Origin of the sequence: Streptomyces sp. NPDC087845 (assembly GCF_044742755.1) — a bacterium.
Lineage (GTDB): Bacteria > Actinomycetota > Actinomycetes > Streptomycetales > Streptomycetaceae > Streptomyces.
The window spans coordinates 118672-132598 of the sequence record NZ_JBIUVC010000011.1; the positions used below are offsets into that span (position 1 = coordinate 118672).

The 13927-nt window shown below is 68.0% G+C and carries 13 protein-coding genes; 5 read left to right on the forward strand and 8 right to left on the reverse strand.

Annotated features, from left to right (window positions below):
* Positions 1–121: 121 nt before the first annotated feature.
* From ACIOMQ_RS27135 to ACIOMQ_RS27145, 3 genes are all read right to left on the reverse strand, one after another.
* Positions 122–892, reverse strand: a complete 771-nt coding sequence (locus ACIOMQ_RS27135; protein ID WP_362205090.1) for a YidC/Oxa1 family membrane protein insertase — start codon at positions 890–892, stop codon at positions 122–124.
* A 223-nt stretch (positions 893–1115) separates the two neighbouring features.
* Entirely contained in the window at positions 1116–1448 is a 333-nt protein-coding gene (locus ACIOMQ_RS27140) for a DUF6412 domain-containing protein (RefSeq protein ID WP_362205093.1), read from the reverse strand.
* Positions 1449–1550: 102 nt separating this feature from the next.
* Positions 1551–2081 (reverse strand): helix-turn-helix domain-containing protein, encoded by a 531-nt coding sequence (locus tag ACIOMQ_RS27145; protein ID WP_362205096.1) that lies wholly within the window; start codon positions 2079–2081, stop codon positions 1551–1553.
* A 159-nt stretch (positions 2082–2240) separates the two neighbouring features.
* On the opposite strand from ACIOMQ_RS27145, the gene ACIOMQ_RS27150 reads away from it, so the two are divergent.
* Positions 2241–3692: an MFS transporter gene (locus tag ACIOMQ_RS27150; protein WP_402190747.1), complete on the forward strand. Its 1452-nt coding sequence runs from the start codon at positions 2241–2243 to the stop codon at positions 3690–3692.
* Here ACIOMQ_RS27150 and ACIOMQ_RS27155 read toward each other — a convergent pair.
* Genes ACIOMQ_RS27155 through ACIOMQ_RS27165 form a run of 3 tightly spaced genes read right to left on the reverse strand, consistent with a single transcriptional unit; the run spans position 3661 to position 6213 of the window.
* Positions 3661–5196 carry a sodium:solute symporter gene (locus tag ACIOMQ_RS27155; protein ID WP_401268275.1) on the reverse strand — a complete coding sequence of 512 codons (1536 nt, stop codon included), beginning with the start codon at positions 5194–5196 and terminating at the stop codon, positions 3661–3663. The genes ACIOMQ_RS27150 and ACIOMQ_RS27155 overlap by 32 nt on opposite strands.
* A complete protein-coding gene (locus ACIOMQ_RS27160; RefSeq protein WP_323184045.1) occupies positions 5193–5351 on the reverse strand; it encodes a DUF3311 domain-containing protein in 159 nt (52 codons plus the stop codon). Before ACIOMQ_RS27160 ends, ACIOMQ_RS27155 begins: the two co-directional genes overlap by 4 nt.
* Positions 5352–5406: 55 nt before the next feature.
* A complete protein-coding gene (locus ACIOMQ_RS27165; RefSeq protein WP_401268278.1) occupies positions 5407–6213 on the reverse strand; it encodes a class E sortase in 807 nt (268 codons plus the stop codon).
* Between the two features lie 78 nt (positions 6214–6291).
* Between ACIOMQ_RS27165 and ACIOMQ_RS27170 the strand changes: the two genes are divergently transcribed.
* Both ACIOMQ_RS27170 and ACIOMQ_RS27175 read left to right on the forward strand, forming a co-directional pair.
* The gene (locus ACIOMQ_RS27170) at positions 6292–7293 is read left to right on the forward strand and encodes an SEC-C domain-containing protein (protein ID WP_401756920.1); all 1002 of its coding nucleotides are present in this window, start codon (positions 6292–6294) and stop codon (positions 7291–7293) included.
* 156 nt (positions 7294–7449) lie between these two features.
* On the forward strand, positions 7450–7956 hold the full coding sequence (locus tag ACIOMQ_RS27175; protein ID WP_362205111.1) for a GNAT family N-acetyltransferase: 507 nt from the start codon (positions 7450–7452) through the stop codon (positions 7954–7956).
* 83 nt (positions 7957–8039) lie between these two features.
* On the opposite strand, the gene ACIOMQ_RS27180 is transcribed toward ACIOMQ_RS27175, so the two are convergent.
* A complete protein-coding gene (locus tag ACIOMQ_RS27180; protein ID WP_401756918.1) occupies positions 8040–8459 on the reverse strand; it encodes a RidA family protein in 420 nt (139 codons plus the stop codon).
* 405 nt (positions 8460–8864) lie between these two features.
* Here ACIOMQ_RS27180 and ACIOMQ_RS27185 point away from each other — a divergent pair, with 405 nt between their 5' ends.
* On the forward strand, positions 8865–12005 hold the full coding sequence (locus ACIOMQ_RS27185) for a DUF3427 domain-containing protein (RefSeq protein ID WP_402190751.1): 3141 nt from the start codon (positions 8865–8867) through the stop codon (positions 12003–12005).
* Here ACIOMQ_RS27185 and ACIOMQ_RS27190 read toward each other — a convergent pair.
* On the reverse strand, positions 12002–12985 hold the full coding sequence (locus tag ACIOMQ_RS27190) for a YDG/SRA domain-containing protein (protein ID WP_402190754.1): 984 nt from the start codon (positions 12983–12985) through the stop codon (positions 12002–12004). The two genes, ACIOMQ_RS27185 and ACIOMQ_RS27190, sit on opposite strands and share 4 nt — an antisense overlap.
* A gap of 466 nt (positions 12986–13451) precedes the next feature.
* Here ACIOMQ_RS27190 and ACIOMQ_RS27195 point away from each other — a divergent pair.
* Positions 13452–13927 (forward strand): tectonin domain-containing protein (locus ACIOMQ_RS27195; protein ID WP_402190756.1); only part of this gene is annotated, 476 nt, incomplete at its 3' end.

The window sequence follows — 13927 nt, forward strand, 5'->3', positions numbered from 1 at the left end:
TGGTCGAGATCGGGCCCGTCGGATGGGTGGCGGCCATCGCAGGCTTGTCCGATCGTCCAAGACATCCGATCACTCTGCAAGACCCTGTTCACGGACTGGACCGGCGTACCCGCAGCCCCGGCTACGCCGCGGTGGCCATGGCGGTGCCCGCGGCCGGCATGTCGCGGTAGAGGACGGCCCGCTCGACCGCGGTCCAGGTCGTACTCGTGACGACGTACAGCGCGGCGGCGAGCGGCACGACGGAGACGGTGAAGAGGGTGGCGAAGGACATCAGCGGCATCAGCTTCGTCATCGCGCCCATGCCCGGGACCGGCTGCCCGTCGGGGCCGGTGGCCGGAGTGACGGGGTTGGCGGCCATCTGCCGCTTCGTGCGCCGGAAGTTGAAGGTGGCCACGACGGCGACGATCGCGAACAGGCCGAGGTAGACCACACCCTGCGCCCCGAACAGCCCGCCGTGCGCGAGCGCGTCGTGCCAGCGTTCGCCGAGCGGGGCGTCGAAGAGCTGGTGGCCGAGGAGCGCGTTGGGGTCGCCACCGATCTTCTGACTGGAGAAGAGGTGGTAGAGGAGGAAGAAGGCGGGCATCTGCAGCAGGCTGGGCAGGCAGCCGGACAGCGGCGAGACCTTCTCCTCCTTGTGCAGCTCCATGAGCGCCTTCTGCATGCGCTCGGGGTTCTTGCCGTGCTTCTTGCGCAACTCGGCGATCTGCGGCTGGAGCCTGGTGCGGGCCTTCTGCCCGCGCGCCGCGGCCCGCGACAGGGGGTGCACGGCGAGCCGCACGAGCGCCGTGAACAGGACGATGGCGGCGGCGGTGGACGCGCTCTGGAAGAGCGGGTGCAGCACATCGGCCAGCGCGCCGACCAGGCCGGCGAATGCGGACATGAAGACGGACATGGGTGAGCCCTCCGAGGGTCTCGTCGTGCCGGGAAGGAGAACGAACTCGGCATGACGGACCACGAAGGGGTGCCTACGGGTAGCGGGGTACCTGCCGGTACCGGGGGGTGCCTACGGGCGCTGCCGTGAGCCCCCGTAACGCGGTGAGCCCCGGTAACACCATGAGTACCCGTACTGCCATGAGCCCCAGCACCGCTGGGCACTCCCGTACCGCTGTGAACCCCTACGCGGCCGTCGGAAGGGCGCGGCCGGGGGCTCGGGGGCGTCTGCGGCCCTTGGCGTCCGGATCCCGCTGCGGCAGGAACGCGGTGCGTTTCTCCCGGTCGCGTATGGCCGTACGGACCCGGGTGCGGGGTACGGGGACGGCACAGCGGGCGCTGATGATCGAGGCGGCGACCAACGCGGAGCCGGCGGCCGCGGTGGCCGCGAGCGCGACGGCGGCGGAAAGGCTGCCGCCTTCGGCGAGAAGGACTTCGGTCACGAGGAAGAGCAGCAGTCCGGCGGGACGGAGCAGCCGGGCGAGACCGTCGCGCAGATGGTTCCTGTCACCACTCATCGGCCCCTCCCCTCTCCCATGCGTGCCTCATATGCGTGCGCCCGTTCGGCCGCGCAGCTCTCCAGACGTTATACACGATGGATCCGACACGAGCGCCGGCCCTCAGGGGCGTCCGGTCTCCAGCGGACGCAGCAGCCGGCGCGGCTTCAGCAGGGCGCGGCCGACCGGATCGGACGGGTCCGGATCGAGTCCGGCGCCCGGCCGCATCTCGACGTCCGCGGGCGGTACGGGTCGCGCGCAGGCCGGGCATTCGCCGTACGCGCCCAGTTCCGTCCCGCAGGAGGCATGGACGAAGACGCGCATCGGCCGGGTGCCGGGTACGTGGTCGCGCCCCCACGCCCCGAGGGTGCGCACGACCGGCCAGAGGGCTTCGCCGCTGCCGGTGAGGACGTACTCGTCGCGCGGCGGCGACTCCTGGTAGCGGCGCTTCTCCATGACTCCGGCCTCGATGAGCGACTGGAGCCGGGTGGCCAGCACGGCGCGCGGCACACCCAGGTGGACGAGGAAGTCGTTGTAGCGGCGCACGCCGTAGAAGGCGTCGCGTACCACCAGCAGGGTCCAGCGCTCGCCGATCACTTCGAGTGCGCGGGCGATCGAGCACTGCTGTGTCGCGTAGTCCTTGCCGAGAGCCATGGGGCCACTTTACCTCCACTGGGTTCAATGAACGAACCTGACGTGCTAGCGTCGGCACGACGACTTGAGTTCATTCATCGAACCTTCCCTGCGCGCCTCTGGTCGCACCAGCCCCAGCACCGGCCCCACTCCCCCGTCCCGCAGCCCCGGAGCGAAGCCATGGCCCAGCCCGTACGCCCCCGCCCCGCACGGTCAGCCTCCGCGCACCGGGCCCGCGACGCCCCGCCGCACGCCCCGGCCCGCCCCCGGTCCGGCCCCCGCGCCGCCCTGCGCCCCGGTGCCACATTGGCGACCACCGCGACGGCCACCGCCGTCGCGCTGATGAACTACACGTCGCCGATGACCACCGTCCCCGGCATCTCCGCCGCCCTCGCCACTCCCGCGTCCGGCCGGGCCTGGCTGCTCAACGGTGCCCCGCTCGGCCTCGCCGTCTTCCTCCTGATCGTCGGCAGCCTCGCCGACGACTACGGCCGCCGCAGGCTCTTCCTCATCGGCACCCTCGCCCTCGGCCTCACCACCGGCCTGGGCACCTTCGCGACCACCACCCTCGCCTTCACGCTGGCGCGCGTGGCCCAGGGCGCGGCGAGCGCCGCGATTCTCGCGGCCAGCCTCGGTCTGCTGGTCGGCGCGTTCCCCGCGGGGGCGGCCAGGATCAGGGCGACCGGGATCTGGGGCGCGTTCGTCAGCGCGGGCATCGCGCTCGGCCCGCTGCTCGCGGGCTCGCTCGGCTCCGTCGACTGGCGGCTGCCCTACGCCGTGCTCGCAGTCGCCGCCCTGCTCACGGCCGTGTTCGCGTTCCGTACGCTCGACGAGTCCCGGGCACCGCGCGGCGGCCGACCCGATCTGGCGGGGGCCGCGGCGCTGGGCCTGGCCATGACGGCGCTGCTGACGGCGCTGACGCTCGGCCGGGACGGCTGGCTGCGCGCGCCCGTCGGGCTGCTGCTGATCGCCGCGGTCGCGCTGGCCGCCGCGTTCGTCGCGGTGGAGCGCCGGGCCGCGGCCCCGCTGATCGACCTGTCGCTGCTGCGCAGCCGCCTGTTCCTGGCGTCGTCGGCCGGCGGGCTGTTCACCGGTCTTTCGGTGATCGGACTGTTCAGCTGCCTGCCGACGCTGCTCCAGCAGGCGCTGGACATGTCGGCGCTCGCGTCGGCCTGGCTGCTCCTGCTCTGGTCCGGTACGGCGTTCGTGGTGGCGCTGCAGGCACGGCGGCTGGCGGGCCGGGTCGCGGCCCGGCACCAGCTGGCCGCGGGCTTCGTGCTGCACGCGGTGGCGGTGCTGTCGCTGCTGGGCACCCTGGACACGGCGTACCCCGCGCACATCGCCGCGTCGGTGTGGCTGCGGCTGCTCCCCGCCCTGGTCGTGTCCGGCGTCGGCAGCGGGCTGCTCAATGCCGCGCTGCCGCGCCTGGCGGTCGAATCGGTGCCGCCGGAGCGGGCGGCGATGGGTTCGGGGGCGAACAACACCGCCCGCTACATCGGCTCGTCGGCGGGCGTGGCCCTGACGATCGCGATCGCCACGACGGACTCGGGCACGGACGGCGCGCTGTTGCTGTCGGTGGGCCTGGCCCTGCTGGCGACGGTCAGTGTCCTGTCCCTGCGGGAGCGCCGCTGAGCCCCGCGCCTTCCTCCGGAGCCTCGATCTCGTCCCGCGCGAGCACCTCGCTGTCCGGCCGTTCGTCGTGCTCGCGCGGGCCCGCGTACGTCACGGCGAGCGCGACGGCGAGGTTGGCGCCGAGCGCCACGATGCCCGCGTTCACCCCCCACACCGGATCGTTCTCCGTGAACACGAACCCGCACACCGTGGCCACCCCGACGACCAGCCCGCTCATCGCCCCGAGCAGGGTCAGTCGCCGCCACACCAGTCCCAGCAGCACCATGGGGAGCAGCTGCGCCATCCCCTCGTACGAGATGAGGGAGAGCCGGACGAGGGTGTTCGGCGCGGTGTACGTGAGCACGAGCGCGAGCACACCCGCGGCCACGACGACGGTCTGCGCGGCACCCTTCTGCCGCCGCTCCCACCGCGGCACGAGCGACAGCACACTGCGCCCCCACATCGTGCCGATGACCAGCATGAAGACGGCCATCGGAACGATCGACGACAGCGCCGCCGCCACACCGATGACGCCGACCGCCCAGGCGGGCAGCGAGTCCACCACGAGGGTGAAGAGCGCCAGGTTGGACTCGGCGCCGACGAGCCCCGGCACGACGAAGAGCGCCGCCATGCCGAGCAGCATCGGCACGAAGAGCAGCACGTTGTAGGCGGGCAGCCACATCGCGTTGCGGCGCAGCACGTCCGCGTTCTTCGCGCCGAGGTAGCCGGCGACGGTCGTCGGGAAGATCACCACGGTGAGGGAGTTGAGGAACGAGGTGGTGATGAACCATGCCTGCCCGAGCCCGCTGTCCCCGTGTCCGGGGAAGGTCAGCCACTCGCTCTTCTCGGTGACGAGCCGGTCGAGGAACGGCCCGTACCCGCCGAAGTAGTGCGACGGTACGTAGAAGGCGAGGAACCCGAGTGTGGCGATGACGAGGACGTCCTTGAGGACGGACACCCACGCGCTGCCGCGCAGCCCGCTCACCACGACGAAGCCGGTGGTGACGGCGAAGGCGATGAAGTAGGCCCAGTTCAGGCTGATGGCACCGTAGGAGATGGTCGAGACGACCACGCCCATGCCGGTGATCTGGAGCTGGATGTACGGCAGCAGGAAGACGGTCGCGAGAACGGCGACCAGCGCACCCGGCCAGGGCCGTCCGAACCGGTGCGCCACCATGTCGGTGATCCCGACGAGCCCGTGCTTGCGCGCGTACGCCCAGAGCGTCGGCCCGACGACATAGCCGAGGGCATAGCCGCAGGACATGTACGCCACCACATAGAGCACGGGCGCCCCGTAGTTGTAGCCCCATCCCGCGGCGCCCAGGTAGCTGAAGCTGGTGTAGCCCTCGCCGGCCATCAGCACCCAGATGAAGACGGTCCCGAGACTGCGCCCGCCCACGGACCACTCCGCGAGCCCGCCACCGTCACCCCTGCCTCCGCGCCGCCCGCGCATCGCGAGCAGCCCGAGGGCGACGGTGGCGACCATGAAGACCCCGAAGACGGAGGTCGCGACTGCGGCGTTCACCGGCGGTCCCCCCGCCGGGTCAGCCATACGGCGACGGGTGTCAGCAGGGTCGCCCCGAGGAGCCATACGAAGAGGAACGGCAGTCCGAGAACGACGGGATGGACCCGGTTCACGAACGGCAGCACCCCCAGGTACAGCACATAGGGGACCAGCAACCACAACAACTGCGGACGTCGTCTGAGCACGACAGGGAACCTTAGTGCGACACCGCTACGGCGTCCGGACATGCGTCAGCCTCCCCCATACGACAAGCCGGTACCGGGAGGTGAATTCGGGCGTGCACGTAGTGAGCGTCACATAGGAACCGGGCGCTCCGTACCCCGCGTACGGCTTCACATTGCTGCGCGGGACGGCCGCGATGACACCGCTGTCGCGGGCGCTGGTCCGCGCGAGCGTCTTGTCGACGGTGTACGTGTAGACGGCGTCCCGGGTCTCGACGTCGATCCGGTCCCCGCGCCGCAGCCGGTTGATGTACCGGAAGGGCTCGCCGTGCGTGTTGCGGTGCCCGGCGAGTGCGAAGTTGCCCGCCCGGCCGGGCTGCGCGGTGCGCGGGTAGTGCCCGACGTACCCCTTGTCGAGGACGCCGCGCTTGCTGATGCCCTGGGCGACGGGGGCGGCGAGCCCGAGCCGCGGGATGCGGATGACGGCGTACGCCTGATCCCACCGGGGCGCGGGGGCCGGTGCGGTGCGGCCTTCGGACGAACGGCCGCCGGAAGCCCGGCTGTCGGCCCCGGGCCCGCTCCCCGTACGGTCTCCCGCCGCCCCTCCCCCGTCGTCCTGTCCCTGTGAGCCTCCCTGCGTCCGGCTCCACTCCCGCTCAAGGGCCTCGACCTTGTGCCCGGCGTCGGCGCGCGCCTGCCGGTTGGTCCACCACAGCTGATGAACAACGAGCAACAACAGGACGACACCGAGGGTCACCACCGCCTCGGCACCCGTCCACAGCCCGCGCGCGGCGATCCGACGCCCCCGCGAGTTCCGCTGCACCACGACCGGTATCCGCTCCCGCACGGCCCGCACGATAGGGCCAAGGCCCGTAACTCTCCAGGGCCGGAACAACCCTCCACCCCGGTGCCGCACAGCAGTACGGTGTGATTCATGCGCCCCGACACGCCTGCTGATCACACCACCGAAGCCGAGCGCCTGCTGCGCACCGCGGCGCAGTACCCCGAGGACCGTGAGCCGCTGCTCCTGCGGGCCGCGGCCCATCTGGAACTCGCCGGCGACCGCGCCCGCGCCACCACCCTCTACGACGACCTGCTCGGCTCCGCCGACCTCGACCACCCGCACCTGGTCAAGGCCCTGAACGCGGCCAACCTCTGGGAGTACGGTCACGAGGCCGAGGCCCGCGCCATCCTCGACGGCATCCGCGCCGCGGGCCCGCTCGACCCGGCGCCCTGGGAGATCACGGCCGAGACCCTCGAATCGCACGACGAGCTGGAAGCGGCCCACGACTGCTTCACGACCGCGTTGACGCTCCTCCTGACGCCGGGCGAGGAGGTCCCGTACGCCGTGCAGTCGCTGCTGATCGGCCGCCACCGCGTACGCAGGCTGATGGGCACCGACCACGACGTCTGGGACGAGCTGGCCGACACCCTCCACACGGCCGCCGTACCGCTGGACGAGCTGCACGACCCGAAGCGTCTGTGGGCGCTGGGCTCCTCGGACCCGGGCGAGCTCCAGGCCGAGATCACCCGCCTCCGCGCCGAGCTGGGCACGTACCGCACCGCGCTGTCCCGCCCGTTCCCGGTGGCGGTGCTGCACTGGCCGGCCGCCGAGTTCGACGAACTCCTCACCGCGTACCCGAGCCTGCGCAGCGAGTACCCGTCCCACCCCGACCACCTGGCCCGCCTGGAGGCCGCACTCCGGGACCTCCACCAGGCCGGCACCCCGAACCTCGGCCTCGTGACCGGCACGGTCCCGTCGTACGAGGCATTCGCCGCGTCGGAGGCCGCGTCCCCGGCCGACCCGGATCTCCTCCCCCAGTACGCCACCACCCTCGCCGCCCGCGGCCGGGCCGTTCCCTGGCCCCCGTCCCGGACCGCCCCCTGCTGGTGTGGCTCGGAACGGACGTACCGGGAGTGCCACGGGGCGGAGTGAGCCCCCGGCCGGACCGGGGACGGCCCCGGTCCGGCCGCGGCTGTTCCCGAACCGCGCGGACGCGGGTGACCCCGCGAGCGAACGTGACACATCGGGCCGTGACTGTCACGTCGTCGCGAGGGGGCTGGCGTCCCCCGGAGTCCGTATGGTTCTGCCATGCCCGAACTCCAACGCCTCCGCGCCGATCACGCCCCGGCCCTGCTCGCGTTCGAGCAGGAGAACCGCGCCTTCTTCGCCGCCTCGATACCCGACCGCGGCGACGACTACTTCGCCCATTTCGCCGCCCGCCACGCCGCCCTCCTCGCCGAACAGGCCGCGGGAGTCTGCCACTTCCACGTCCTGGTGAACACCGACGCCGGCGCCGAGGGCGAGATCCTGGGCCGGTTCAACCTGGTCAACGTGGCGGACGGCTCCGCCGAACTCGGCTTCCGTATAGCCGAAAAGGCCACCGGCCGGGGCCTGGCCACGGCCACCGTCCGTCAGATCTGCACCCTGGCCGCTACCGAGTACGGCCTGACCACACTGCGCGCAGCAGCCGCGCTCGACAACACGGCTTCACGCACGGTCCTGACCCGCACGGGCTTCCTCCCCACCGGAGAAGAAATCCTGCTGAACGACCGCCCGGGGCTCGGATACGTACGGAGTACGGCGGACGAGGTCTGAGGGAGCGCCAAGATCCGAGGGACGCGGGTGCGGGGTGTGTCGGTGGTGCGCGGCAAACGAACCCTGTTCCGGCGGATCCCTGGCTAGCTTTCGGATCCCTCGGCCGGGCGGACCGCGACCGCGTCGACCTCGAAGAGCATCCCGGGCAGCGCGAGCGAGGCGACCCCGCTGAGCGTCTGGGCGGGCAGACGGCCGGCCCAGGCGCCGTGCAGCGCCGTGCCGAGGATCTCCAGCTTCTCCAGGTCATGGTCGACGATGTACGTACCGAGCCGTACGACATGTTCGAAGCCAAGACCGACACCGGCGAGCGCGATGCGCAGGTTGCCGAAGGACCGCTCGACCTGTGCGGCAAAATCGCCGGGCACGACCTGGCCGGTGTCGTCGGAGGCGTACTGCCCACCGATGAACACCAGCTCGCCGGGTGCGGAAGCGGCATGGCTGTATCCGAACGGGGTGGGGTCGTGCAGCCCGGCAGCGTTGGTGATGGTGCGGCTGTCGCTCATGTGTGGCGATTTCCTTCAAGTGTGGTGATTCCACCCGGTGAAGCTCCCCCAGCGGAGTGGACACTCGATCGCTGCGCTGCGAGGGCGATGCCGTGACTCTACTTGAGGCGCTTCGTGCGGGTTTCGGCAGCCAGGCGTGGAGTGCAGCCGTCGGCGGTTGCAGTGTGCTGCGATGAAGCGGAAGCCGTCGGCTTGAACCGCACTGCCGATTCTGCTGATCGTCTGCCCCGACCAGCCGGAATGCCTGACCTGGTTCGAGCAGCGGCCTCGCTGGGAAGGTGCTTCGGACTTCCGACGTGCTCCTGTCATTCCTCTCCCTCGCGGGCATGCGCATGCAAGGACGGCTTTGTCATCCCCTCTTGATACAACTGCATGCATAGCTGACGAGATGAGGGGGACTCGGCCATGCCTAACGACTTTGCAGGCGACGCGGCTCCAGTCGCTGGGCTCTACGAGACACTGATCACCCATCGCCTCGACGAGCGCATGAAACAGCTCGACTCCACAGGCTGGCGCTCCATCGATGGAATGGTCGGCCCTGAATCTGCACCCCATGTGCTGTCGCGTCACATTGGGAACGTCGTGCGCCAGGCGCTCCAGGGCCTCTCACCTACGGAGCAGGTGATCGCCGCCAACCACGTCCTGGAGTCACTCAGCACGATCGACGGTACGGCCGCGTGGGTCGATCTCGTCATCGAGGGCCCTCGACAACTGCTTGCAGTCGCGGAGCAAGAAGCTCCTGGCGTCTACGCCATTCGCCCAGCGACGCCCCTCTCTGAGACGGCACTGATCACCAACTCGCCTGACGACCCGAGCCTGGGATTCGAGCTGCGTGCCGAGTTGGCTACGGCAGACCGCGTTGATCTCCTCTGTGCCTTTGTCAAGTGGCACGGGCTCCGGGTCCTTGAGCAGTCTCTCTCCTCCGCACGCGATCGCGGCGTCCCCATCCGTGTACTGACAACCACCTATATCGGAGCAACGGAACGCCGCGCGCTGGATCGTCTGGTTCGCGAATTCGGTGCCGAGGTGAAGGTCAACTACGAACTCCGCTCAACACGTCTTCACGCCAAGGCCTGGCTCTTCCGGCGCGAGAGCGGCTTCGACACGGCGTACGTAGGTAGCTCGAACCTGTCCAAGGCAGCGCTTCTTGACGGGCTCGAATGGAACGTTCGGCTCTCCTCGGTCGCCACGCCTTCCGTACTCCGCAAGTTCGAGGCGACATTTGACGCGTACTGGAGTGAACGGTCCTTCGAGCCGTACGACCCCGACAGCGACGCACAACGACTCGACGAGGCGCTATCTCACGCTGGCGGATCCAGTCAGAACGGTGCCACCACCATCACGCTCTCTGGGCTTGAAGTCCGCCCCTATCCGCACCAGCGCGACATGCTGGAACGTCTCGAAGTGGAACGCACCGTCCACGGTCGAAACCGCAACCTCCTCGTTGCCGCGACCGGCACGGGCAAGACCGTGATGGCGGCACTGGACTTCAAGCGCTTGCAGCGAACACTGGGCCGTGATCCGCGGCTACTCTTCGTCGCCCATCGCAAGGAGATCCTGGAACAATCTCTGCGCGTCTACCAGAACGTGCTGATCAACGCGAACTTCGGCGAGCTCTTTTTCGGCGGGGAAATCCCCGACGACTGGACGCACGTGTTCGCCAGCGTCCAGTCACTCAACTCACGTGCTCTGGACCGCTTTGCCCCAGACCACTTTGACGTCATCGTGATCGACGAGTTCCATCACGGCACGTCCCCCACGTACCGGCGGATCCTGGATCACTTCGAGCCGCGGGAACTGCTGGGACTCACCGCTACCCCGGAACGCATGGATGGGCTGAACATCCAGGACGAGTTCTTTGGGGGCCGGATCGCAGCTGAGATGCGTCTCTGGGAAGCCCTGGAGAACGAGCTTCTCAGTCCATTCCACTACTTCGGCGTCACCGACAACACCGACATGAGCGCCATCACCTGGAAACGGGGTTCGTACGACGCCACGGCCCTCAGCAATCTCTTCACTGGCAATGACGCGCGAGCCAGACTCGTCGTTCAAGCCGTGAAGGACAAGATCGCCGACCCTGGCTCGATGCGCGCTTTGGGCTTCTGCGTTTCCGTCGCGCACGCCGTCTTCATGGCCGACGTCTTCCGTCGAGCCGGCCTCAATGCAGTCGCCCTGTCCGGCGAAACCGCACGCCATGAGCGCAAGAGCGCCCTGGATCAGCTCAAGGCAGGCACGCTCCAAGTCATCTTCTCTGTCGACCTATTCAACGAGGGGCTCGACGTCCCCGACGTCGACACCTTGCTCCTCCTGCGCCCCACGTCTAGCGCCACAGTGTTCCTCCAGCAGCTGGGTCGGGGTCTGCGTCGAACCGAGGACAAAGCCGTCCTCACTGTCCTGGACTTCATCGGCCAGCACCGCAAGGAGTTCCGCTTCGAGGAACAGTTCCGTGCTCTGACCAATCTCACCCGCAATCGCCTGCTCACCAACATTGAGCACGACTTTCCGCAGTTGCCATCTGGCTGCCAGATCATCCTTGAGTCGAAGGCCAAGGAGCTGATCATTGACAACATCCGCAGTCAGATCAGCGTCAACGTCACTCAGCTCGCTCGTGAGGTCGCCGCATACGCCGAACCTCAGCTCACCGACTACCTCAAGGAGAGCGGTCGAGAGCTCAAGGAGCTCTACCAGGGCAGCGGAAACTCATGGACCGGCCTACTTCGCCGAGCCAAGCTCCTCCCTGAGGCTGGTCCGGAGGGAGAAGCAGCGCTGCTGAAGCGCGTATCAGCGTTCCTCCACGTTGATGATCCGCTCCGAGTTGCCGCGTACAGCAAGCTCCTCGCTGACGACGCACCCACATACGACGATCTCAGCGAGCAGGAACAGGCCTACGCCCGCATGTTGTTCTTCTCGCTGTGGCCGTTGGGCGGCGATTTCAACAGCTACCAAGAGGGCTTCGACACCCTTCGCTCTCAGCACGCCTTCCGCGGCGAGGTCCGCCAGGTCCTCGCTCACGTCCTGGACGAGGCCGACCACGTACCCGTCCCGCTGATCGGTGGGCACGCGAGCCTGCCGTTGACCGTCCACGCCTCCTACAGTCGCGAAGAGATTCTTCCGGCCTTGGGCCAGTCCTACGTAGGCGGCTTCATGCCGGGACACTTCCGCGAAGGGGTGAAGTGGTGCGAGAACGTTCAGACTGACGCGCTGCTCATCACCCTCGAAAAGGACGAGAAGGACTTTTCCCCAGAGACTCGGTACAAGGACTACGCGCTGAACGAGTCCCTGTTCCACTGGGAATCCCAGAACCAGACCTCAGAGACATCTGCCACCGGCATCCGCTACCAGACACACAAGGAGAAGGACACCCACGTCCTCCTCTTCGTCCGGCGCTACAAGAAGACGGACATCGGCGGCCCGCAGCCATGGATGCTTCTCGGCCCCGCCGAGTACATCGAACACAAGGGCAGCAAGCCGATGGGCATCATCTGGAAGCTCCGCAATGAGATTCCGGCTGACGTATGGACTTACTCAGCGATTGCTGCGGGCTAGCGATCCTGATCCCTTATGCGCCAGAAGCGACGGTGCGCTCGCATGAATCGCTCCCCAACGCGATGCTGCTCCACAGTCCTCAACGGGGAAGTTCGCGAAGCCGACCCTTCCACATAGCGATCAACAACATGGAAATCGTCAGTCAGATAGAGGGCTCCACGGTCAAGTCTCACATGGCAGTTGGGACACAGACACAGGACATTTCCTTCGACGTCGGGGCCTCCGGCCGAGCCGCCAAGCGCCTGTATGTGCGCTCCCTCGGCGTAGCTCTTACCTCCAGGCCCGACTGCCAGTGCCAGACCACACACCTGGCACGTGTACTCGTGCCACTCCTTGACCCGGCGGACGACAGCCGTGTCGCGGACGATGCGTTCGACCGTGGCCGTCCGTCGCCGCGTGGCCGGCTCGCGGCCATCAGCACCGTGCTCATCGACAGCACCTTGACCCTGTCGATCGAGAACGTCTCGGACCTGCTGCTCAACCGGTGTGAGCTCCTGCGCCTCAGCGGAAAGTCGGCGCAACTCAAACCGGCAGATCCGAAAACCGGCCTTGCCTACTTCGGTCCACTCATTGACGACCTGGTAGAGCCCGTCATACCGATACCCACTGACGGGCGAGTAGTCTCGCTCACCCTCACTCCCACGGATAACTCTCACGGGGTTACCCGATATTCGACTCCTCCGAAGCCCCGCGTTTCCACGGTTCTCCCAAGATTGATCCTCTATCTGCCGACCAGTATTCCTGTCCCGGCCACCGGCACCCGTATAGATAACCTCGTCCCATTTATCGAGATCGTCTTCATACCCCTTATTCAGCACGATCGCATCCGCGGCCCGCTCTCCGTCGGCATCAAGCCCCCAAGAGATACCCGCCTCACGCTCTTTGTGAAGCTTGGCGTCTTTAACGGCTAGCCGAGATTCAAAATGAACACCCGGAGGGTACTCATCCACATGCCCGAAGAATGCTCTGTACGCAACCATGCGAACATACTTCCGGCTACCGGGTCACGTTCGATCACCCATGCCGCCCCAGACGCTCAAGTGGCTTGATTCTTTCTACGTTTGACCTAAAAGCGATCACTGATCGTTAAGCGGATGGCCATGGCCGGGCCGCCTCAGGCGAGCTGGGGCTCCGAGCGGGCGAGAGTACGGGGTGGGGCGCCGGCGGGTGGGGGACTTCGGTGTCTGTCTGGTCCGGGAGTGGGTCGGGGGTCTGCAACCGGGGCGGTGAACACGCTGCCGTTCTGGGCCTCTTGTGGGTTATAGCGCTTCCGGCCTTCTGATTGCGTGGGGTGTGGGCTCGCTCCCGAGCCTGCACTGAGAGTCAGATGAAACAAACGACGATTTTTGGATTATTTCTACAGTCAATCCATATAAACGGCTGTTTGGGTGACCCTGCCGAGCACCAAGTTCCTCCTTGCAACGTTCGAGGCGAAGGGACACGAACATGGCCGACTGGAAGCAAGTCTCTGGTGGTCTCACGACGATCTCGGTCGGGTCCAGGACGCATGTGTGGGGTGTGAACTCCCTGGGCCAGATCTACCGGTACACCGGCCACGACACCAACCCCTGGATCGGCATCCCCGGCCGCGCGGTGGACATCGGCGTCGCCGCCGACGGCACCGTCTGGCACGTCAACTCCGCCGGTGGCATCTACCGCTACACCGGAGACCAGGGCTCCACCGACTGGGTCCCCGTCTCCGGCGGCCTCACCCGCATCTCGGTCGGGTCCAGGACCCATGTGTGGGGTGTGAACTCCCTGGGCCAGATCTACCGGTACACCGGCCACGACACCAACCCCTGGATCGGCATCCCCGGCCGCGCGGTAGACATCGGCGTCGCCGCCGACGGCACCGTCTGGCACGTCAACTCCGCCGGTGGCATCTACCGCTACACCGGAGACCAGGGCTCCACCGACTGGGT